20 protein-coding genes and 1 pseudogene are annotated in these 21623 nt (G+C 57.2%); 18 read left to right on the forward strand and 3 right to left on the reverse strand.

Annotated elements, in window-relative coordinates; genetic code table 11:
• Positions 1 to 188: 188 nt before the first annotated feature.
• A complete protein-coding gene (locus tag ACMTNU_RS12395) occupies positions 189 to 455 on the forward strand; it encodes a CopG family antitoxin (protein ID WP_413935569.1) in 267 nt (88 codons plus the stop codon).
• Entirely contained in the window at positions 452 to 820 is a 369-nt protein-coding gene (locus ACMTNU_RS12400) for a VOC family protein (RefSeq protein WP_413935570.1), read from the forward strand. The genes ACMTNU_RS12395 and ACMTNU_RS12400 overlap by 4 nt, the downstream gene beginning before the upstream one ends.
• 124 nt (positions 821 to 944) lie before the next feature.
• Here the strand turns inward: ACMTNU_RS12400 and ACMTNU_RS12405 are convergent, their stop codons facing one another.
• Both ACMTNU_RS12405 and ACMTNU_RS12410 read right to left on the reverse strand, forming a co-directional pair.
• Positions 945 to 1448 carry a DUF3368 domain-containing protein gene (locus ACMTNU_RS12405; RefSeq protein WP_413935571.1) on the reverse strand — a complete coding sequence of 168 codons (504 nt, stop codon included), beginning with the start codon at positions 1446 to 1448 and terminating at the stop codon, positions 945 to 947.
• The gene (locus ACMTNU_RS12410) at positions 1445 to 1735 is read right to left on the reverse strand and encodes a UPF0175 family protein (RefSeq protein ID WP_413935572.1); all 291 of its coding nucleotides are present in this window, start codon (positions 1733 to 1735) and stop codon (positions 1445 to 1447) included. Before ACMTNU_RS12410 ends, ACMTNU_RS12405 begins: the two co-directional genes overlap by 4 nt.
• Before the next feature lie 555 nt (positions 1736 to 2290).
• On the opposite strand from ACMTNU_RS12410, the gene ACMTNU_RS12415 reads away from it, so the two are divergent.
• The 9 genes and pseudogenes from ACMTNU_RS12415 (at position 2291) to ACMTNU_RS12455 (ending at position 10389) form a co-directional block, all read left to right on the forward strand.
• Positions 2291 to 2851, forward strand: coding sequence for a hypothetical protein (locus ACMTNU_RS12415; protein WP_413935573.1), 561 nt, complete (start codon positions 2291 to 2293; stop codon positions 2849 to 2851).
• A 297-nt stretch (positions 2852 to 3148) separates the two neighbouring features.
• Positions 3149 to 3838, forward strand: coding sequence for a hypothetical protein (locus ACMTNU_RS12420; RefSeq protein WP_413935574.1), 690 nt, complete (start codon positions 3149 to 3151; stop codon positions 3836 to 3838).
• 355 nt (positions 3839 to 4193) lie between these two features.
• Entirely contained in the window at positions 4194 to 5300 is a 1107-nt protein-coding gene (locus tag ACMTNU_RS12425; protein ID WP_413935575.1) for a deoxyhypusine synthase family protein, read from the forward strand.
• A gap of 8 nt (positions 5301 to 5308) precedes the next feature.
• Positions 5309 to 5938, forward strand: a complete 630-nt coding sequence (locus ACMTNU_RS12430; protein WP_413935576.1) for a DsbA family protein — start codon at positions 5309 to 5311, stop codon at positions 5936 to 5938.
• A 91-nt stretch (positions 5939 to 6029) separates the two neighbouring features.
• Positions 6030 to 6305, forward strand: a complete 276-nt coding sequence (locus ACMTNU_RS12435; protein WP_413935577.1) for a hypothetical protein — start codon at positions 6030 to 6032, stop codon at positions 6303 to 6305.
• Between the two features lie 38 nt (positions 6306 to 6343).
• Positions 6344 to 7798 (forward strand): annotated as a pseudogene (locus tag ACMTNU_RS12440) (aldehyde dehydrogenase family protein).
• A gap of 153 nt (positions 7799 to 7951) precedes the next feature.
• The gene (locus tag ACMTNU_RS12445; protein WP_176697809.1) at positions 7952 to 8524 is read left to right on the forward strand and encodes a pyruvoyl-dependent arginine decarboxylase; all 573 of its coding nucleotides are present in this window, start codon (positions 7952 to 7954) and stop codon (positions 8522 to 8524) included.
• Between the two features lie 65 nt (positions 8525 to 8589).
• Complete coding sequence (gene speB, locus ACMTNU_RS12450; protein WP_413935578.1) at positions 8590 to 9522, forward strand: agmatinase; 933 nt, start codon at positions 8590 to 8592, stop codon at positions 9520 to 9522.
• 165 nt (positions 9523 to 9687) lie between these two features.
• Positions 9688 to 10389 carry a pseudouridine synthase gene (locus tag ACMTNU_RS12455; protein WP_413935624.1) on the forward strand — a complete coding sequence of 234 codons (702 nt, stop codon included), beginning with the start codon at positions 9688 to 9690 and terminating at the stop codon, positions 10387 to 10389.
• An 80-nt stretch (positions 10390 to 10469) separates the two neighbouring features.
• Here ACMTNU_RS12455 and nhaR read toward each other — a convergent pair whose 3' ends face one another.
• The gene (nhaR, locus tag ACMTNU_RS12460; protein ID WP_413935579.1) at positions 10470 to 11369 is read right to left on the reverse strand and encodes a transcriptional activator NhaR; all 900 of its coding nucleotides are present in this window, start codon (positions 11367 to 11369) and stop codon (positions 10470 to 10472) included.
• 144 nt (positions 11370 to 11513) lie between these two features.
• Here nhaR and ACMTNU_RS12465 point away from each other — a divergent pair, with 144 nt between their 5' ends.
• The 7 genes from ACMTNU_RS12465 (at position 11514) to ACMTNU_RS12495 (ending at position 21614) form a co-directional block, all read left to right on the forward strand.
• Positions 11514 to 13067, forward strand: a complete 1554-nt coding sequence (locus ACMTNU_RS12465) for a TolC family protein (RefSeq protein WP_413935580.1) — start codon at positions 11514 to 11516, stop codon at positions 13065 to 13067.
• Between the two features lie 23 nt (positions 13068 to 13090).
• Positions 13091 to 14638 (forward strand): TolC family protein, encoded by a 1548-nt coding sequence (locus ACMTNU_RS12470; protein WP_413935581.1) that lies wholly within the window; start codon positions 13091 to 13093, stop codon positions 14636 to 14638.
• Between the two features lie 25 nt (positions 14639 to 14663).
• Entirely contained in the window at positions 14664 to 16262 is a 1599-nt protein-coding gene (locus tag ACMTNU_RS12475) for a TolC family protein (protein WP_413935582.1), read from the forward strand.
• Positions 16263 to 16403: 141 nt separating this feature from the next.
• Positions 16404 to 18080, forward strand: a complete 1677-nt coding sequence (locus tag ACMTNU_RS12480; RefSeq protein WP_413935583.1) for an ATP-binding cassette domain-containing protein — start codon at positions 16404 to 16406, stop codon at positions 18078 to 18080.
• A gap of 48 nt (positions 18081 to 18128) precedes the next feature.
• Positions 18129 to 19574: an HlyD family secretion protein gene (locus tag ACMTNU_RS12485; RefSeq protein ID WP_413935584.1), complete on the forward strand. Its 1446-nt coding sequence runs from the start codon at positions 18129 to 18131 to the stop codon at positions 19572 to 19574.
• A gap of 277 nt (positions 19575 to 19851) precedes the next feature.
• On the forward strand, positions 19852 to 20433 hold the full coding sequence (gene purE, locus ACMTNU_RS12490) for a 5-(carboxyamino)imidazole ribonucleotide mutase (RefSeq protein WP_413935585.1): 582 nt from the start codon (positions 19852 to 19854) through the stop codon (positions 20431 to 20433).
• Between the two features lie 14 nt (positions 20434 to 20447).
• Positions 20448 to 21614, forward strand: coding sequence for a 5-(carboxyamino)imidazole ribonucleotide synthase (locus ACMTNU_RS12495; protein ID WP_413935586.1), 1167 nt, complete (start codon positions 20448 to 20450; stop codon positions 21612 to 21614).
• Positions 21615 to 21623 lie beyond the last annotated feature (9 nt).

Raw genomic sequence — 21623 nt, forward strand, 5'->3', positions numbered from 1 at the left:
ATTAACCGGAAGTCCACGTATTGCTCCAGACCCGAAGCATCCAATATATGAAAACCACTTCGTCGCCGTTAGGAGAATGCGAGTCGGACGGCCCTTGTTTGTAGTGTTTACGATACGAACGAAAGGCCAACAGCATCTCATTCGTCCTGTGACAGCTCGGCATAGACATGACAAGGAGGTTCAAGCCTATGACAAAGAGAAAAGTTCCGCGCCTAAAAAGCGATATGCGGTCTGAAACGTGGCCTGCAGAAGACCTGTCGGACCTCGATTTTTCTCAGTTCAGACCTTCCCGGTTTGAGTTTGAAAAAAAGCGAGAGCAGAATGAGACGCGCGTGCCACAGGCGCTCCTGACAGCTGTCAAGGCTCGTGCAAAAGCGATCTCCTACACACGCTTTATTCGCGAAACCCTAGAGCGCGCGATTGCGACGCCGAAGCAACCAGGAGTGCAACCATGATCAAACGCATCGCCTTTACCATGTATCCGGTGACGGATATGGTGCGGGCTCGTCGGTTTTATGAAGAAACGCTCGGTCTCCGGTTAAGTCGGCGAGAGGCGCACGAGTTCGAATGGGTGGAATACGATCTTGATGGTGTAACCTTTGCCCTTACGAATCTAACGGAAGGCGGCGCGCCCAGCGCCGAGGCAGGGGGGAGTATTGCCTTCGAAGTTCAGGACGTGGACCAGATGGTTGAGCAATTGCGCACGAAGGGTGTACGGATCAAACTAGGGCCCCTCTCGACACCAGTCTGCCGTCTCGCCGTTATCATGGACAGCGAGGGCAACGCGATCACGCTGCATCAGGTGACACAAGTCTGGTAAGGGCTAGCGGTCACTCTTGTCCAAAATGATAGGGAACAAAGGGGGCGGGAGTCTTTGTCTGATCGTCAAGAGAAAACATAGAAGTCGATAGATTCGTCGTGGGAGGCTTCCTCGTAGGGACTCATCACCGTTCTTGCACACGGCGGAGGGCATCTTGGTAGACGTGCCCTGCCGGGTCAAGATAAAACCCGGATGCTCTGAGTTGATCGAGCACTGGTTGCAGCCTATCGATGATTCCTTCCAACCGTGCATGTACAAGGATACCGATGGTTCCCATGACGGTGAGCCCTTCACGCATGGCCACTGTCCTGACGGCGATGTCATCAGCCAACAGCAGTGTGGCGTGATGGAGAAGCGCAGCGGCAATTACCGTGGCATCTGTTTTCGAGATGTTCGGCACTGTGAGCCGTTCGATCAACGCACGATCAGCCACATTCTCGACCGCAATCCACTTCTCCTGGAGGGCTTGCTGCAATTCAAGACTCCCGGCTCGACCTGCTCCCTGAGTGACCACTTCTTCATGAACTTGCGGGGTGATCAATAGGAGCTGGAAGAATTGGTTGAGGAGACGGAACTGGTTGACTGCGGCAAGGTGAATCAGCGGGCCACTATCTGTGACGACGATCACGCGGTATCCTGGGATGTGGCTGCTTTGAAGCTCTCTAACTCCTTGTCCAACCATCCGGCTTCGTATTCTGCGGCTGGGATCTTATGTGCCGCCATTAGCGTCAAAAACTCTCGCAGCGGCATCCCTAACAACTCGGCGCCTGCTCGCCAAGAAAGCTGCTCCGTGCGCACCCAATCAAGCACCGCTGCTCGTTTGACATCCTCGGCCAGTTTCGCGTCGTCTATTGCCATCATGTCAAGGAATGGTTTAGGCAACTCCCATTCAAATCGTATGGTATGGCCCATCATGTCACCTCATCATTGAAATCCCTCAGATTGTATCGGAAGACTTGCGTCAAAGAAAGAGATCGCTGATGTGAAGCAGGTAGAGAGAACAGGGTGCTCCCACTCCTTTTCGATCGGGTCTGGTGTTCAACAAACGGCAGCGTGGTCTCGCAACGCTCATCTGCGATCACAGAAGCCATGCAGGTCTTCCCCTTCCGCGCTTTCGAGCCCGGATAGTGACGGTCTGCGTGATGATATCAGTCGGGATACGGAAATCCTTCGGCTCGTTGGCAACGGTAGAGACTTCATCACTGTCCTATATAGGACACGCTTGCTGTAACTCATTGTAAATCCTTACTACTCATCGGACTTGTCAGAGGCATCATCTTGTTGATATTCTTCACTTTGGTCGGTCCTCTCAAGGCTTAAACACGGGTTCGAATCCCGTTGGGACCACCACAACCAAGCTTGCTCACGCTGCGGCTCCTTTAGTGTCTTGTCGAAATTGATGGCCGCGGATAAAACCCTTCGGGGTTTTGTTGTTCGATGCCACACGTTTCTTTCCCACGGGGGTGAATTATGAACCTCCTGACCTTCCGCTTCCGTGAGTCCCAGGCCGTAGACTTTTATTGGAACCTCGAGCTGGCCAAGCGCGGATCTCTACGCGAATTCAAGGTGCATCCCAACATCGTCATCTACGAGTCGGCGTTCGACCTCCTGAACCCGATCCAAGTGGGGCAGGCTTTGTCCCTGGCCAAAGCCTTGGTGCTCGACAAGCGAGCCGAGGTGTTCTCGGGGAACACGTCCTTGAGCATGGTGACCGTCCGGGACGTGTTGCAGTGCTATCAGCACTCGATGCAGGTCGACGACCATCATGCTCACTGTTGGTTCAAGATCCGGCTCACCTTTGACCTGACCGTGACACGATTCGAGGTGGAGTCGGACGACTCGGGGAGGTCGTTCGTGTTCCCCTGCCGATGTGCGGCTTCGCACGCGTACGGAATCCACTACGACCACCCGGGGACGGTCTACGACCAACTGGACTCGGCTTTGTGGCGAGCCGGCACACGGTGGTGTCCGCGGCTCACGGATCTCTCAGAAATAAAACTCGTCAACGTGGAGTTGCAGACGAAACGATGAAGAACTGAGGACGCTCACCGGTCGGATGGCACCCAAAGTTTGGTGAGCTCTTGCTTCTTTTTCGGATATATATGATGCCCGGAGAGAACAGTATCCCGTTCGTTACTGCTTCTACGGTGCACGTGGTGAGAGCCTGCTGCTTCAACAGCCTGGCTTCGTAGTTCCACCCCCAGCTCATACCCTCCCGTGATTCTTGTCTTCCGTGGAGGGTCTCAACTGGAAATGACTCTCAGCGACAGGATACACTTTCCCACCATGGTAGGTTCAAAAACTATCCTGCACAGTCGAGGGATCGACATGATGGTGAAGTGGCTCGTATCGGGTCTCGTGGCCGGTCTTCTCACCTTCGTAATAAGCTTGCCGAATGGACGGGCCGATTCAAGTAATACACCGAGTGCCGATGGGCCGTCGTTGGACGAGACGATGGGGTTTATCAAAGATATGTGGGACGCCTGCGCGACCATGCGCAGCGGGCTGCAACGGATGGCCCCGAAGGACGGAGCGCCCTGGCAGTTGGATCGAACGGCCAAGGTCGACGTGGTGGTTCGGCCTCCCTCCGGCCTCCAATTCATTACAAGGCTCAATGAGCGGATGCGATTCGGCGGGGCCCTTGATCTCCAAGCGCCGGTGGAAAAAGTTCAGGAGTTCGACTTGCGCGCCATGTCTCCCGAGGTCAGCTCCGAGCGAGAAGGAGAAGGAACGAACCTCTACGGCGTTCGGATGCGCTGCACACGTGCAGCCTGTGTGACCGAATGGGTGGCAACGCTCTTGATACCGGGGAAGCCGATGCACGAACTCAAAACCGGCCGGTTGGTAGTCACAAACCTGGAGGAACTGGTGTATGAGGACCGTGCGCCGAAGGACAAACCGGGGGAAAAGAAAGGGGAGCTCTCGCTTCCGGTCTGCGATGCAGCGGCCGCAGAGAGTCTGTCGAAAGCTCTGAGTCACGCCATCATCAAGGCAGGCGGGAAGAAGCCGTTATTTTAGAGCGTGGCTGAATGACCTGGAGAATCCAGATATGCCCGATGTGTCTGCCGGCACTCAGGACCTGTCTCGTCGGCAGTGTGAGTGGAGTGCGTTCTCTTGCCAGATATTTCCTTCCGAATCGGTCCGTGCTCGCCTGCATCCAGGCTTGCGGGGAAGATGGATGGGCGGGGGCGTTCAGAATTTGCTGTAGTGAGAGTTCAGTAGGATAAAATACCTTTCAGGCTGCTGGACCGTTCTCTCCGAGCAATCAAGTAGTGAGAATCCGCCCGCAACATTCATTGACGCCTCTATTCAGGGTTGTGTATAAACGAATCCACATCAGAGAATGGTTTGGGTAGCCGTAGAGGGTTGTCTTATGTATGCACGTGAGTTTCGTGATGGAGCCAAAGACGGATTAGAGGCGCTTGAGCCGCTGGATCCCGACAAGATTTCTTCGTTCGGAGAACTGCTCGAGGCCATGGGGAAGACGGCCTTCGGCGGACGGCATGTGGGGAAGGCCTTCGAGGTGCTCTGGGAGATGATCGCAGACCCTGAGTGCAAGGTCGTGATGACGTTGTCCGGCGCGATGACCATCGCCAAGATGGGGAAGATCATCACGAAGATGATCGATGAAGGCATGGTGCAGTGCATCATCTCAACCGGCGCGTTGATGGCTCATGGCCTGAGCGAGTCGGTCGGCAAGACCCACTATCGGCATGATCCCTCGATGAGCGATGAAGAGTTGTTCAAGAAGGGATACAACCGCGTCTATGACACGCTCGAGATGGAAGCGAATTTAAACTATGTCGAGCATGTCGTGGCGCAGACGCTGAAGCGCCTGGATCAGGATCAGCCGCTGTCGTCGCACGTGATCACGAGAGAACTTGGAAAGACGTTGGCGGAAGAACTGCATGGTGACGGCATTCTGAAAAGCGCCTACCTGAAAAACGTACCGGTGTATATTCCAGCCTTTACGGATTCAGAGGTGGGACTGGATATAGGAACCTTGGCGATGGCGCGGCAAGTCGAGCAAGCTCGTTCACGGGGCGATCAGAATGGTGATCTGGGGATCTTGCAGACGATTCTGCAATACCACCCGTCATTTAATCCGTACTTCGACCTGAACAGCTATGCCGACCACATGCTCTCTGCGAAGCGACGGGGAATTTTTACGATCGGTGGCGGCGTGCCACGCAACTGGGCGCAACAAGTCGGCCCCTATGTTGAAGTGGGCAACCTTCGGTTAGGGCTGAATGTGACACCGCCTCGATTTCACTATGGCGTGAGAATTTGCCCCGAACCGGACTATTGGGGGGGCCTCAGCGGCTGTACGTATCAGGAAGGGCTCTCCTGGGGGAAATTTGTGGCGCCGAAAGACGGTGGGCGATTCGCCGAAGTCTTGAGCGACGCCACCGTTGTGTGGCCGTTGCTGATGATGGGTCTGCTGGAAAGAAGAAAAGCCGGAGTGGTACGCGGTTCATGATCTGGTCGATGGGACAACGGGTGTGTCTGGCTGTCATCGGGGGCCTGCTCTTATGGTCGGTGCCGGTTTCTGCCGCAACTTCGGGTGAGACTGATCTGCGGATGAGGGGGCAAGCCAATGCCCCAGTCACCTTGATCGAATACTCGGATTTTACCTGCGGGTTTTGTTTGAAATTCTTTAAACAGACGTGGCCGCGAATTCAGGCGCGGTACGTCGATACGGGGAAAGTGCGATTTGTGTATCGAGATTTTCCGCGAGGCGACCAAGGGACGGGACTCGATGCGGCGACGGCGGCACGATGTGCCGGTGAACAGGGCCAGTATTGGGCGATGCATGACCGGTTGTTTTCCGAAGGAGGACAGCTGGACAAGCAGGTGTATCGGCGACATGCGGCGACATTGAGTCTGGATCAAGCTGCTTTCGAACGCTGCATGAGCGATGGGCGGTTTACGAAGGCGATTTTCGAGGACCGCCAGGAAGCCAATCAGTGGGGGTTTCATGGAACCCCCGGGTTCATCCTGGTGCGGACGGCGACGGAGCCGACGGAAAAAGAACCGGCTGTGGCTATTCCCGGCGCATTTCCCTTCGAGATGTTCGCGGAAGAGATCGATCGGTTATTGGCGAACGGCAAAAAGTAGCAGCAGTGTACGGCTGAATAATGTGGGCTAGGGTTGACATCGGTACTCAGGTGCGATAGTCCTCTGTATCACACAAGGGAGAGGTATCCCTATGGCTTCGATGCAATCGTTCTGGCCGGTCTCTCATCGCGATGACGACTTCTGGGTGTGCATGTCGTGCCTCACGGAAGTCTTTTATCGAAAAGTTCCGATGCCGGATTGTCCGTCCTGTCATGGCGTCTCGACCTACGAGGGGTTTACCATGGAGGCCATTCGTGATTGGGGGACGGAAGAACTGATCGCCAAGGCCATTGCCGCAGAGGAGGAGGCCGCCGCGATTGTGCAACCGGCAGCCGAACCGGCTGCGTCGGTGGAAGCGGCGGATTAATACCAACCCTCATCCAAGAGACTCCAGCGAATCTTCCTGTGCAGGAATCCCGTCCATTTCTCGTTCAAGGCCAGTGGAAACAGGGTGCGGTCGCGACTCCGGTCGTCGATCCCTTCACCGGAAGATCCGTGGCTCAGGTCGCGCAAGCCACCGAGGCCGATGTCGAGGAGGCCGTCGCATCGACGTCCGGTTCGGCGGCGGTGATGGCGCAGTTGCCGGGACATGCCCGGTACAACATACTTCAGCAGATTGCCGCGTTGCTCTACCGACGGCGAGACGAGTGCGCGCAGACCATCACGGCCGAGGCGGGGAAGCCGATCACTGATGCCAAGCGGGAGGTCAGTCGCGCCATCCAGACGTTCACCGTGGCGGCCGAGGAGTCGCGGCGGATTGCGGGTGAGGTGGTACCGCTCGATTGGACGCCGGGCTTTGACACCCATCTCGGCATGGTTCGCCGGTTCCCGATCGGTCCGATTCTCGGCATCACCCCATTCAACTTTCCACTGAATCTGGTGGCGCACAAGGTGGCGCCGGCTCTCGCGGCGGGGAACCCGATTCTGATCAAGCCGGCCCCGCAGACGCCGTTGACGGCCCTGCTGCTCGGCGAGATCGCGCTCGAAGCGGGCGTGCCTCCAGGCGGACTGAATGTCGTGCCCTGCGACAACAGCCTTGCCGAACGGATGGTGATCGATCCTCGGTTTAAACTGCTGAGTTTCACCGGCAGTGTGTCGGTGGGATGGATGTTGAAGGCCAAATGCGGGAAGAAAAAAGTCACGCTCGAGCTCGGCGGCAATGCGGGTGTGGTGATCGAGCCGGATGCCGACTTGGAGCTGGCGGCGTAGCGCTGCGCCGCAGGCGGGTTCGGGTATGCCGGCCAGACCTGCATTTCGGTGCAGCGGGTGTTCGTGCATCAGGCAGTTGTCGACGCGTTTACGACCAAACTCCTCATGCATGTGGCTCGGCTCAAACTCGGTGATCCTGCCGAGGAAGCGACGACCATCGGGCCTCTGATCGATCAAGCCGCCGCGCAACGAGTGGAGAGCTGGATCGGCGAAGCGGTGGCGGACGGGGCCCGCCTGCTCTTGGGCGGGAAACGGATCGGATCGTTGGTGGAGGCCACGGTATTGGGGAATGTGAAGCCTGAGATGAAAGTTTCCTGTCGAGAGGTGTTCGGACCGGTCGTGACCGTGACGCCCTATCGCCAGCTCAGCGAGGCCGTAGCGTTGCTCAATCAATCGGACTTTGGATTGCAGGCTGGTATTTTCACCCAGGACATCAACAAGATCTTTTACGCGTTTCGTCATCTTGAAGTCGGAGCCGTCTTGGCGAACGAAATTCCGACGTTCCGGGCGGACCATATGCCTTACGGCGGAGTGAAGGATTCGGGGTTGGGGCGCGAAGGCGTCCGGGCCGCGATCGAGGATATGACCGAACCCAGGATGCTCATCATGAACCTCAAGGACCCATCCGCGCCATCCGAAAAAAGTGTCTAGAAGATATTGCGAAGCCGGTTCAATCTTGCTACAACAAACGCCCGATACACGCGGTGGTACGGAGCAGTTTGTGTATCAGGCTGACCGCTTGAACGCACGTCACGCAACCAATTCCGAACAACCAGAAAGGCCGATAGCCGGACGAAAGGGGAGATGATGGTACCTACGCATATGTTTCTGACGAGAGGGGTGGGAGTCCACAAGGAAAAGCTGGCCTCCTTCGAAGAGGCGTTGCGCAGCGCCGGTGTGGCGTACTGCAACCTGGTCAGCGTGTCCTCCATCCTTCCGCCGCACTGCAAGATCATCCCCAGAAAGCGCGGTGAGCAACTGCTGAAGCCCGGCGAAATCACCTTTTGTGTCATGGCCCGATCCGAAACCAATGAACGGAACCAGCTGGTGTCGGCGTCCGTGGGGCTCGCCAAGCCGACCGACCGCGGGACGTACGGCTATTTGTCCGAGCACCATGCCCACGGCGAGACGGATGAAGAGACGGGAGAATACACCGAAGACTTGGCGGCACAGATGCTGGCGACGACGTTAGGCGTCGAGTTTGACCCCAATGTCGCCTGGAAAGAGCGGGAACAGGTGTTCAAGATGGGTGGGAAGATCGTGCAGACGTTGAATATCACCCAGTCGGCCGTCGGGAAGAAGGGCAAGTGGACGACCGTCATCGCCTTGGCCGTGTTTATCCCACCGGAAAACGTACCCTCTCGTCCTCGCCGGTAAATGCCTGTGGTGTTCGCCTGCATGAGCACGCGTCGGTCGCTCACCCCACGAAGGGAAGGATCAGCATGACGCTACCTGCTGGCTGGGAAGGACCGGATCGCAACTTTCTAGGGATCGACGAACCCTGGTGCCATCCGGACCATGCGGGTGTCTACGTCCTGCCGGCTCCGTATGAGCACACCTCCAGCTACATCCGTGGTTCAGACCGCGGCCCCTCCGCGATCCTTGAAGCCTCCGCTCAGGTGGAATTCTACGACGAACAACTGCGATGCGAACCCTATCGGGAATGGGGCGGCGTGGCCACGGCATCTCCGTTGGAGCTGAACGGCAAGGTTGATCGCGCTGCCGTCGATGCGATTGAGGCGTTTGTGTCACCGCATGTCGGATCCGGACGGTTTCTGGTCACCCTGACGGGGGAACATACCGGTGCGTTGGGTGCAATTCGCGCCCATGCCAAGCAATATCCGCAGATGACGGTCGTGCAAATCGACGCCCATGGCGATCTGCGCGAGGCCTATCAGGACAATCCGTTCAGCCATGCCAGTGTCATGGCGCGGGTGGTGGAGGACGGATTACCGCTCGTGCAGGTGGGGATCCGCTCGATCAGTTCTGAAGAGATCGCTCGTATCGACAGGACGGACCGCATCAAGACCTTTTTTGCTGCAACGATCCTAGATCCATCTGGTCCGTATGAGGGGAAAGCGGCGAAGTGGATTCCTGACGTCGTTGCGGCTTGCCGAACGCCGGTGTACCTGACGTTCGATTGCGATGGGCTGGATGCATCGATTATTCCGGCCTTGGGCACTCCCGAGCCTGGGGGGCTTGGATGGTACGACACCCTCAATCTCATCACGGCTCTTGCCGACGGACCAGGGATCGTGGGGATGGATATCAGCGAGATCGCTCCCATTGAAGGATTTGTCGCGCCGCAATTTTCCATTGCGCGGTTGATCTATCGCATGCTCGGCCGTATCAGGGCCGGTCGCCGCGTCCATTGAGACGAACATTGAGATGAAGCGGTCGCAAGGTCGCACGCTCGTTCTTTATTCTTGGTATTTCGCAAACGAACGACGCTTCACGAGATACGCTTCGCAGGCTTGAGGGCAAGCGTAACAGCCTGTTTGAGTATCCGGCGATGAGGCTGATTCTCCGTGGCTCAGACGATCCGCATCAATAAGTTCTTCACGGAACAGGGGATCTGTTCTCGGCGTGAAGCCGACCGATTGGTCGAGTCCGGGCTGATCACGATCAACGGCCGTGTGGCGAAGCTCGGTGATCAGGTCGAGCCATCGGACGTCATCGCCCGCGAAGGACAGGTCCTGCCCTGGGGAAGAGCACCTCTCTATATCAAGTACCATAAGCCGGTCGGTGTCACGACGACGAGCGAATCGCATGTTCCTCGAAACATCATTGCCGAGATCGGGCATGCTGAACGGATTTTTCCGATCGGGCGGCTCGATAAGGATTCATCCGGGCTCATCTTACTGACGAACGACGGCGACATCGTGAACGAGATCCTTCGTACTGAATTCGGACACGAGCGAGAGTATCTCGTGCGGGTGGATCGTCCGTTCGATCAGGCCTTTCTGGATCACATGGCGGAAGGCGTGGTGATTCTCGGCAGCCGGACAAAACCCTGCCGAATGAGTCGAGTCGGGCGTGACCGTTTCCGCATCGTCTTGACCGAGGGACGGAATCGGCAGATCAGACGGATGTGTCAAGCGCTCGGCTATCGGGTCATCATGCTGCATCGAACCAGGATCATGCACATCACGGTCGATGGCCTGGGCACCGGCGAGTGGAAGGAACTCATGAGTCAGGAGCGAGAGCAACTGCTGAAAGCCGTCGGACGGCTTCAGGTGTGATAGGGTTTGTGCCAGGCGTGAACCGGCCTCGCTGGGAGATTTTTGGAAAGCCCGTATCCCACAGGCTGTTCAACACCCTGTCAGCAGAGCAACTCGCGTCGGGCGGTGCGGACAAGCGCAAGGACAGCCGGGTGCTTCAGTCGCCGTTCAACGGTGATCGCGTAGAAATGCTGGATGAGCCCGTCCAGTCGTCCAACCACCTGCACCTGATATTGGCGACAGATCTCCTTTTCGATCACCGTGGCGCCGGGGAAGATCCCATGGCCGTCCTGACCGAAGGCTTTGAGCGTCGCACTGTCGTCGAACTCGCCGACCACGATGGGATGCATGCCATGGTTCACCATCCACTGGTCCATCAAACGACGAAGCACGGCGCTCGATGTGGGGAGGAGAAGCGGCGCGTTGCGGAGTGACTCGGGAAAGTCTCGGCGATACTGGGCGGCCAGCTTTGCCGTGGCGAATAGGGTCACGCCCGATTCACCCAACGGATGGTTGTACGCATGCTCCTTCACCCCTGGTGGAGCCGGCGTATCGGCGATCACCAAATCCGACCGATGGGCGGCCAGATCGGTCAGAAGCTGGCGCAGTTTATCCTCCTGGCAGATCAAGCGTGTCGGCTTATAGAGCTTGAGGGCGGATTTGAGCAGTTGGGTGGCGAGCGGTTTGGGAACGGCGTCGGCGATGCCCACGACCAGACGCGTCGGCTGTCCGTTTCCCTGCCCCCGCACGGTATTCATCAGCTCTTGCCCGGTTGCGAAGATGTCTTCCGCGTACTTGAACACGAGCTGGCCCATTTCCGTCAGCACCAAACGCCGGCCCGTTCGAATGAACAGCTTTTCGCCCAAGGTATTTTCCAACAGGTGGATCTGCCCGCTGACGGTGGGTTGAGCGAGACGGAGCTCTTCGCAGGCTTTCGTTACGGTCCCGTGTTTGGCGACGGACCAGAAATAGAGGAGATGATGATAGTTCAGCCAATCCATATGGTCCTGAGCCCCCGGAAGGAGGCGGTACTATACCATCGGATTAATCGATACCACAAATCTGTTTTATCTATTTTGAAAAAAGAAGGGGAGGTTGCTAGTGTGTGCGCCGTCCGCCGAATGTATACGAGAGGAGCATCCCACATGGTCGCACTGGTGTTGGCTCTGGTAGTAATTCTGCCAATGACCGCGATGGCGGAGCCGGTGATCGACTCCCGCACGGTGCAGGCACAGTCGACACGCACCGAACCTCTGAGCATAGGGGAAGTGCTGGCGCGTATTGAGTTGACTCATCCCCTGCTCCAGGCTACGGGAGCAGAGCGCACGAAGGCCCGGGCAAAAATCCTCAAGGCGCTCGGGGCCTGGGAGCCGCAGGTCAAAAACTATACACAGTTCGAGCGCTATACTACCTGGAACCTTACGACGGCATTCGACATTCCAAGTCAGCATACGATTGGATATGCCGACAGCACGGTTGAGGTCGGGCATCCTTGGGGCTTCAGGGTCGCCGGTGGACTTCGCAGCGGCTTCGGGGATCAGGAAAGTATGAACCGTATTGCACTGCCCCCTGATCTGCGCGCGACCTATCATAAGCAACACTTCTACTATGGTGGGACCATCCATTTCCTGCGAGACTTCATGGTCAACGAAGAGAGCGCCGAATTTCAACGGGCCGAGCTCGCGGGCCCGCAAGCAGAGATCAAGGTGGCGCAGAAACGGCAAGACCTTTACTTGGCTGGAGCCGTGCAGTACTGGGATTGGCAGGTCGCCGTTAAGCAAGCGGACGTCGTGAAGCGTGCACAAGCTGTGGCTGAAGAGCGCTTAGTTCAGATCGAAGGGTTGGCGAAGAATGGGAAGGTTGCGCCACTCGATGCCATTGAGGCGAACCAAGAGGTTCAGGTTCGGCGAGAGGCCGCCATCGCCGCGCAACGGAAGGTGGAGTATGAGCAGTACAAACTGTCCCTGTTTCTCTGGGAGAACGGCGAGCCCGTAACGCCGCGACGGGAATGGGCACCGGAATTCCAGGGGGAAACGCCGCTCCCAACCAATGCAGAGGTCGCAGGCTATAAAGCAGAGGCGAAAGAAGTGCGGCCGGAAGTGCGGGATCTCTACGTCGAAGCTAAACTCAACAACATCGATATAAAGCTTGCCAAGAACAAGCTGCTCCCGACGTTGGATCTGGAGGGGGGGCCGACCGGGGGCGCTGCGGACTGGTTGGTGGGACTCGGGTATCGGGTCGGCCTGCACACCGAGATGCCGCTGTTCCAACGAGGAGCGCGCGGGAAGGTCATGGCCGCCGAAGTGGCTCAGCAACAATTGGCGTTGAAGCAGCTGTACACCGAACAGCAAGTCACCTTTGACGTGGACAACTGGCTCTCGGCCCAAGTGCGTGCCAGAGATCGGGTGACCGCGGCGACTGAAGCGCTGCGGTTGGCGAAGACACTGGAAGAAGGCGAACGGACCCGATTCAACATGGGCGCGACCAGCGTCCTCTTTGTCAACCTCCGTGAACGCCACGTGGTGGAGCAGGCGTACCACCTGTATCGGGCGCAGGCCGACTACGCCGTGGCGCGTGGAGGGATGCTGTGGGCTCGTGGGCTGCTGTCCAAGCCCTGGCCCGAAAGCGAGTTGGCTAAGTACGGCAATCCGCTGGCGGCGGCGGGCATGAACGGCTTCAAACAACCGGGTCGCGATTAATCCGGCACAAGGAGCATTTGTCGATGACCGCTCTCTTACTCGTGATTCTGATCTTGCTTCCCGTGACGACCCTGGCGGCGCCGGTGCACGATTCCAGCGCGTTGAAGGCGCAGTCCGTCCGCACCGAGCTTCTGACCATCAGCGAAGTGCTCGCACGTATTGAGTTGACCCATCCGCTCCTTCGGGCGACCGGCGTTGAACGGATGCAGGCCCGGGCGAAAATCCTCAAGGCGCTCGGGGCCTGGGAACCAAAGTTTCAGAACCGGACCGAGGTCGATCGCTATCAGACGTGGAACTTTCTGGCTTTCATCAATACGACGACGGGGGGCTATAACGACAGCACGATCGAGATGGGACATCCCTGGGGCTTCAGGCTCAATGGCGGGATCCGCAACGGGTTTGGGGATCGCATCAACCAAGGCGCCCATGCGTACATCCCGAATGATGGACTGCTCTTCTGGCATAACCAACAAATGCTTGTCGGAGGGGAGGGCCACCTGCTGCGTGGATTCATGATGAACGAAGAGTACGCCGACTTCCAGAAGGCCGAACTCGCTGGGCCGCAGGCGGAGATCGCGGTGGCGCAGAAGCGGCAAGACCTCTACCTCGCCGGGGCCGTACAGTACTGGGATTGGCAGGTGGCCGTTAAGCAAGCGGATATCGTGAAGCGCACCCTGGCTGTGGCCGAAGAACGGTTCACGCAGATCGAGGGGCAGGCGAAGAGGGGGTTGTCCTCGCCGCTCGATGTCATTGAGGCCAACAAAGAGGTTCAGGTTCGGCGAGAGGCCGCCATCGCCGCGCAACGGAAGGTGGAGTATGAGCAGTACAAGCTGTCTCTCTTTCTCTGGGAGAACGGCGAGCCCGTGACTCCCCGGGCCGAATGGGCTCCGGAATTTCAGGGCGAAACACCGCTTCCGACCAACGAGGAGATTGCAGCCTATAAGGTGGAAGCCAAGGAAGTGCGTCCGGAAGTGCGGGACCTCTACATCGAAGCCAAGAAGAATAATATCGATATTAAGCTTGCCAAAAACTACCTGCTCCCGAAGTTTGATTTTAAGGGGGGGCAAATGGAGGCCAGCGCGGACTGGAATGTAGGGGTCGGGTATCGGGTCGAATCGTGGTTTGCGGTGCCGATTTTCCAGCGGGAAGGGCGGGGGAAGGTCCTGTACGCGGAGGCGGACCAGCAGCAATTGGCCTTCAAGCAGCTGTACACCGAGCAGCAAGTCAGCATCGACGTGGATAACTGGCTCTCGGCCCAAGTGCGCGCCAGAGACCGGGTGAAGGCGGCGACTGAGGCCTTACGATTAGCCAAGACGTTGGAGGAGGGCGAGCGGACCAGGTTCAATATGGGTGCAAGCACGGTCCTCTTTGTGAACCTCCGTGAGCGCAACGTCGTTCAACATGCGTACCAGCTCTATCGGGCGCAGGCCGACTACGCCGTGGCGCGTGGAGGCATGTTGTGGGCGAGGGGAGCCTTGTCGAAGCCTTGGCCTGAAAACGAGTTGGCCAAGTACGGGAACCCGTTGACGGCGGCGGGTATGAACGGCTTTAAGCAACCGGGCCGCGATTAATTCCGCAACAAAGGAGCATCCTTCCTTGATCTTTCTCTTGTTGTTCTCGTTGATGATGGTACCGGCGATCGCACTGGGGGAGCCGGTGCTCGACTCGAGTGTCATGCAGGCTCAGTCAACTCGCACCGCTCCCCTGACTATTGAAGAGGTATTGGCCAGGATTGAGTTGACCCATCCGCTGCTCCGGGCGACCGGACTGGAGCGGGCGCAGGCTCGGGCGAAAGTCTTAAAAGCGTTGGGTGCCTGGGAGCCGAAATTTAAGAACGAAGTCGAGTACGACCGGTATCAAACCTACAATCTGACGAACGCAACCGGCCTGAACACCTTAAATGCCGGCTATGTCGATACTATGCTCAAGATCGGCCACCCCTGGGGCTTGGAGCTCTTCGGCGGTATCCGTAACGTTTTCGGGGATCGTGCGACGCTCATGGGGAACAGAGCCTACCCTATTATCGATGAGCGTAACGTACAGAGTCCTGCGATTGCGGTCCCTCAAGACTTTCAGCTGTTCTATCCGCAGCAAATGGGTATAGTCGGTGGAAGAATTAATCTCCTGCGGGGGTTCATGATTAATGAAGAGTATGCCGAGCTTCAGCAGGCAGAACTCGCTGGCCCACAAGCGGAGGTGAAGGTGGCTCAGAAACGGCAGGATCTCTATCTTGCCGGGGCGGTTCAATACTGGGATTGGCAGGTTGTGGTCAAGCAAGCTGATGTGGTCAAGCGTGCGCTGGCTATTGCGGAGGAACGCTATCGTATGGTGGAGGGCCGAGCCAAGGCCGGCGCGGTCGCTCCGATCGACGTGGTCGAAGCTCGAGAAGAAGTTCAGCGGCGTCGTGAGGCTGCCATTGCCGCGCAACGGAAGGTGGAGTATGAGCAATATAAACTCGCGCTCTTTCTCTGGGAGAACGGCGAGCCGGTGACGCCTCGTCCGGAATGGGCTCCGGAATTTCAGGGGGAAACACCATTGCCGACCGAAGACGATGTGGCGGCTTTTAAGGTCGAAGCCACGGAGGATCGTCCGGAAGTGCGCGATCTCTACATAGAAGCCAGATTGAACAATATCGAAATTAAACTGGCGAAGAATAGTCTGCTTCCAAAGCTCACAGTTGAAGGTGGTCCGGCAATCGGCGCGATCTATTGGGTGGGTGGAATCGGCTACCGAATGGCTGCTCTCTTCAGCATGCCGCTGTTCAATCGAGCTGCCCGGGGGAAGGTCCTTCACGCAGAAGCCGAGCAGACGCGGTTGGCGTATAAGCAAGTCTACACTGAGCGGCAAGTCCAGATTGAGGTGGACAACTGGCTCTCGGCTCAGGTGCGGGCCAGGGACCGAGTGAAGGCTGCGACGGAGGCACTGCGATTGGCCAAGACCTTAGAAGAAGGAGAACGGGCTCGGTTTAATATGGGAGCCACGAGCGTCCTCTTCGTCAACCTCCGAGAGCGCGCGGTGGTTGAAGCGGCCTATGAGCTCTACCGTGCCCAAGCCGACTATGCGGTGGCTCGTGGAGGGATGCTCTGGGCGAGAGGGGCATTATCCAAGCCGTTGGCCGACAGCGTGCTTGCCAAATACGGTGATCGGGTCAGTTCTGCAGGTGCGTCGGGGAGAAAGGTTCCAGGACGCGATTAAGTGTGCCGCATCTGCTTCGTGGTATCGCGTAGTTCCTTTGGTGGGCTTGGAAGTTGATCGAGGAATAGATTAAGTTCCGTTTGTATACAACGTTAGCAAGGGGCCAATGATTCACATTCTGACATATTGCTGGGGGTGCTCATGAACGAACCTCAGGGCGTTAGCAACCAGGGCCTGTTCGAAGCGCTGATGAAACAGTTGTCCGTGGCCGTCCGGGCTGAGAAAAAGATTATGAGTCTGCTTTTCTCCTATGCCCTGGCCGTCGGCTTCTTCTCGCTGATCATTCCGTTGACCGTGCAGGAATTGGTCAGCACCTTTTCCTACGCGATTCAACCGGTCATGATCTGGACACTGACGGGCATCATGTTTTCCGTGTTGCTGTTCGTCGGTCTGTTCAAGACCTTCCACTTTTATGCGGTGGACGTCGTCCAGCGCCGGATCTTTGCACGCGTGGCGGTGGCGATGGTCGAGGCGCTGCCCCGTAATCGATTTAAAGGGGCTCGACCGGAAATCGCGAACTACTTTATTGAAACGGTCTTCATGCAGCGGGCGCTTTCCACCCTGCTCATCGATCTGTTAAACGTCGTGGTGGGTGGAACGGTCGGGATGATCATGCTGGTCGTCTACCACCCCTATTTCCTCATTTATAACCTGATGCTCATGGCCGGGTTTGCGATCACGTTTTTCGTGCTCTCCCGTGGGGCCCTGAAAACAACTCTCGCGATGTCTCACGCCAAGTACGACGTCTTCAATTTTATCCAAGAGGTGTCGCGTAATGCCTTGCAATTAAAGGCGACCGACAGCAAACCGTTTCTTATCCAGAAGACCGACGCACTGGTCAGCCGGTATGTCGAAGCCCGGAAGGCGCGGTTTGCCGTGCTGGTGCGGCAGTATATCGGGTCCGTGGGAGGGCAAGCCATCGCACAGGCCGGTGCGCTCTCCATCTCAGGCTCGCTCTTGGCCTCAGGGCAATTGACACTGGGGCAGCTGGTTGCAGTCCAGGCGGTCGTCAGTGCCTTGGTCATCAATTTTGACTCGCTGATCAAGAACATGGGCTACATCTACTATTTCTTTGCTTCACTCACCCACCTTGATGAGGTGTTCAGTCAGGAGCAGGATTACGTCTCGACCGAATCTACCGTGGCGCTGCCGAAGCATCTCGGTCAAGGGGTTCGCGTGACCTGTAAGGGGGTGAGTCTGGTTCACAGTGGTGTGGCCGTGTTCGATGGCTTCAATCTGGATGTGGCTCCCGGTGAGAAGCTCGGGATTTATGCCAAAACAACGGCTGCAAAAACAGCGTTGGCGAGAGTGCTTGGCGGACTTGAAGTGCCGACCGGTGGCGTTGTGCAATATAACGGCGTCGATCTTCGCTACATCGATCCCAGTGCGATCAATCAGTGCCGCAGTGTCATGATTGACTCGCAGTTGTCCCTGGTCAAGGGCACGATCGAAGAGAACATCGTGATGGGCCGCTCCTATGTCACCTACGATGACCTGAACTGGGCGCTCCGCTTCACGGAGCTGGAAGAGGATATCGAGGGGCTTCCACGCGGAGTGAAGTCCGATATCTCCTCACTTGGGGAGTCCTTGTCGCCGACGCATGTGGTGCAGATTCTTCTGGCCCGTGCAATTCTTGGCCGTCCGCAAGTGCTCGTGTTTGATGGGTTGATCCACTCCCTTGAGCCGTCATTGCGCGAGCGGATTTTACGACGGCTTTGCTCGAAGGATGAGGCCTGGTCGGTGATCTTTGTGTCGACCGATCCGAACCTTACGGATCATGCGGATCGTCGTATCATGTTGCATCATACTCATGCGTAAGTCGTTGAAACGGCGAATTCATAGCAGTACTTTTATTATGGAGGCTCCATGGCTAGCCTAGGTCGCGGTCATGATAATAGCGGTGAGCGTGCGCTGGTTCAACGAGGGGTCGGCTTGGAAGCGATCACGATTGAACAAGGTCCGGCATTGGCCAAGTTGCCATGCTGGCAGGCGGTCCAAATCCCGAAAGGAATGTTCACGGCGTCTCGTGCCATTCTGACGATTCTTCTCTTGTTTCTCATCGTCCTTGAGTTCGTCCCTTGGACGCAAACGATTCAAGCGTCGGGTAAGGTTTCTGCCTATACCCCCTATGACCGACCTCAGAACATCGAGTCGCGGATCACGGGACGGGTGAAGTCGTGGCATATTTATGAAGGTGTCAAGGTTAAGAAGGGCGAACTGGTCGGCGAACTAGAGGATTACGATCCGACCTTTATGGCGCCGGAGATCCTTCCTCTCTTCGAACAGAGGAAAGACGCCTTGGAGAAAACCAGGCAGGCGGCATTGGCCAGGGCAGATCAACTGAACCGACGAATCGGTGAAATGAAGAAACTGGTCCAGGCAGCTGTCCCTTCAGCCGAGGCGCGGGTTGTTGAGGCTGACAATAAAGTCCGTGAAGCTCAGCAGAAGGTTGAGCAGTACAAGATCGACGTGCATACAGCTCAACTCAACGTCGACCGTCACCGGCAACTGGTCCGGGAAGGATTGGTTTCCCAACGTGAACTTGAGTTGACGATCCAGACCGAGATCGGGACCAAGGCAGGCTTACAGGCTGCACAAGCGAGTTTGCAGGCTGCAGAGCAGGCCAGGTCATCGCTGAGCTTCGGTCGTGATCAAGTTTCGGCTGATGTGAATCAGAAGTTGATGGACGCGATTGCATCGCGTGATTCCGCCGTTGCTGAAGCTGCGAAGGCCACGGAGTCCTTGGCGGACATTTCCTACCGGCAACAGGGGGTCCAGCAACGTATTGAAGCGGCAAAACTGTATGCGCCGATGGACGGCACCGTCGTCAAGATGGCTAAAGTCGGAATCAATGAGACGGTGAAACAGGGAGAGAATCTCGTCACTATTTCTCCTCTTGCTTCAGATCCAGCCATTGAGATGACTGCTGAGGGATTGGACTCTCCACTTCTGAAGCCTGGGCGCAAGGTGCGGATCCTCTTCTTCGGAGTTCCCGCTATTCCTTTGCCGGCTTGGCCTGGCTTAATGGCAGGTACCCGTGGAGGTATCATCAAGGTGGTTGACCAGATCGATGACGGGAAGGGCAACTATCGTTTCTGGGTGGTTCCGGATCCTGAAGATCCTCAACCATGGCCTGAGCAAGCTCAGGTGAGACAGGGAACCAAGGTGCTGGGTTGGGTGATTATGAATCGTGTGCCGCTCTGGTACGAATTGTGGCGGCGATTCAACTTCTTCCCGCCTGACTATCTGCAGCGTGAACCGAGTCTGTTTGAAATGTTCGCGCCGAAGGTAGCAGCGCCTGCCTCGAAGTAAGTGAATGGCGCTGCAGCGCCACGATCTGTCGAACAAAATGGCCCAGGGGAACTCCCCTGGGCCATTTTATTTCAGCTCCCAGCCAGAATAGAACCAACCCTAGTGCCATAATATTCGTGAATGCCCATGTGATGTCATTGCCAGTTCCCTAGAGCCAAGAGATTCCTAACGGCTGACGTGGGTGGATTGTCTTGACCCGGTTCGGCGGACTCGCTATGGTGCCGCCATCACAGGCTGGCAACTGTGTCGGGTATGTCTAATCAAAGGAGGCGGAGGGATGGGTAAGAGCAGGCTGCCGCTACGACGGTCTCGGGGCAGCACCCGTGGGAGCGCGCTGCAAGGTCGGCCGATCGTTGGCGTATTGGGAGGTAGTAAATCCGACTTTCCTATCCTTGAAAAAGCCGGAGCGATCTTAGCTGAATTGGGAATCCCGTATGAACTCCTTGTAGTTTCAGCGCATCGGACACCAGACCGACTCTTTGAGTATGCCACCACGGCTTCAGACCGGGGCATTCAAGTGATTATCGGCGGGGCAGGCGGTGCCGCTCACCTTCCGGGAATGCTCGCCTCGAAGACGCATCTCCCCGTAATCGGTGTGCCCATTCCGACAGAAAACCTTCGAGGCCTGGACTCATTGCTCTCCATTGTTCAGATGCCCAAAGGCATTCCAGTGGCAACAGTGGCGATCGGCGGTGCCGAAAATGCCGGTCTTCTTGCCGCACAGATCCTTTCCGGAAGCCGTCCTGACATCGCAGAGCGACTGATCGCCTACCGGCGTATTCAGACGGAGACGGTTCTCCGTTCCCCTGAGGCGAAGGGAATCGTGGCCAAGATGTCCGCTGGACAACGGGGATCGTGATGGAGCCAACACTCATGCCAGGGTCTATGGTAGGGGTCCTTGGCGGTGGACAACTTGGTGCGATGTTCACCGGAGCGGCTCGCCGCATGGGCTATCGGGTCGCAGTGTGGGATCCTGATTCCGATGCACCGGCCCATCGGATTGCGGACCAATCATTCTCTACCTCCTTCGCAGATCATGATACCCGTGAACGGTTCGTTGATTCGGTTCAAGCCCTGACGCTGGAATGGGAAAATATCCCGGTCGAGCTCTGTCAATGGCTTGAGCAACGTCGGCCGCTGCGTCCCTCGAGTGCCGTCCTGCGGATTCTCCAAGACCGGCTGACTCAGAAGCAGTTCTTGTCGTCCTGTTCGATTCCCGTTCCGGACTTTGCTGAGGTGCAGTCGGTCCATCAGCTTCATCATGCGATCAAACGTCTCGGTCTTCCACTGATCTGTAAAACGGCGAGAAGTGGGTACGACGGAAAAGGTCAATGGCTGATCAGGCAATCCTCTGAGGTCGCGCAGTTCGAGCAGATCCTCAGCAGACCCTCCTCCGGGGTCCGGTGGATCGCCGAACAGGTCGTTACCTTTGTGCGCGAGCTCTCGGTCCTCGTGGTCAGATCAGGAAACGGCGAAACCCGTGTCTATCCCGTCGCTGAGAATCGGCATGAGCACGGGATTTTGCGGGATAGCGTCGTTCCTGCTTCCATCTCTCCCAGTGACGCCGAGGCCGCCTGTGAGCTGAGCGTCCGGGCGGTGGCTGAGCTGCATGGAGTGGGAATCTTCTGTATCGAGATTTTTCAGGCCCAAGACGGTCGCCTGCTCATCAATGAAATTGCGCCGCGTCCGCATAACTCCGGGCACTACACCTTGGATGCCTGTACCGTCTCTCAATTTGAGCAGCAGGTTCGCGTCACGTGCGGTCTTCCATTGGGTGAAGTGAGACTGCTGTCCCCTGCCGTTATGGTGAATCTCCTTGGTGACGAGGTGACCGTCGTGCTGTCCGGTGAGGGAAGCCGGGAAACCTTTTCCACCCAGGGTGCCTCGGTGCATCTGTATGGCAAGCGGGTGATTCGCCCGGGAAGGAAGATGGGCCATGTGACGTTTACGGCTCCAGAAAGAGAAATCGCAGTCGCATCGGCTCAGCAATTCCTATCGCGAGTCCAGAACCCTCCCTCCGCTGTTCCATCCCCTTCATAGGCCAAAAGC

It is taken from the genome of Nitrospira sp. BLG_1 (genome assembly GCF_047338595.1).
Classification (GTDB): Bacteria; Nitrospirota; Nitrospiria; order Nitrospirales; family Nitrospiraceae; genus Nitrospira_D.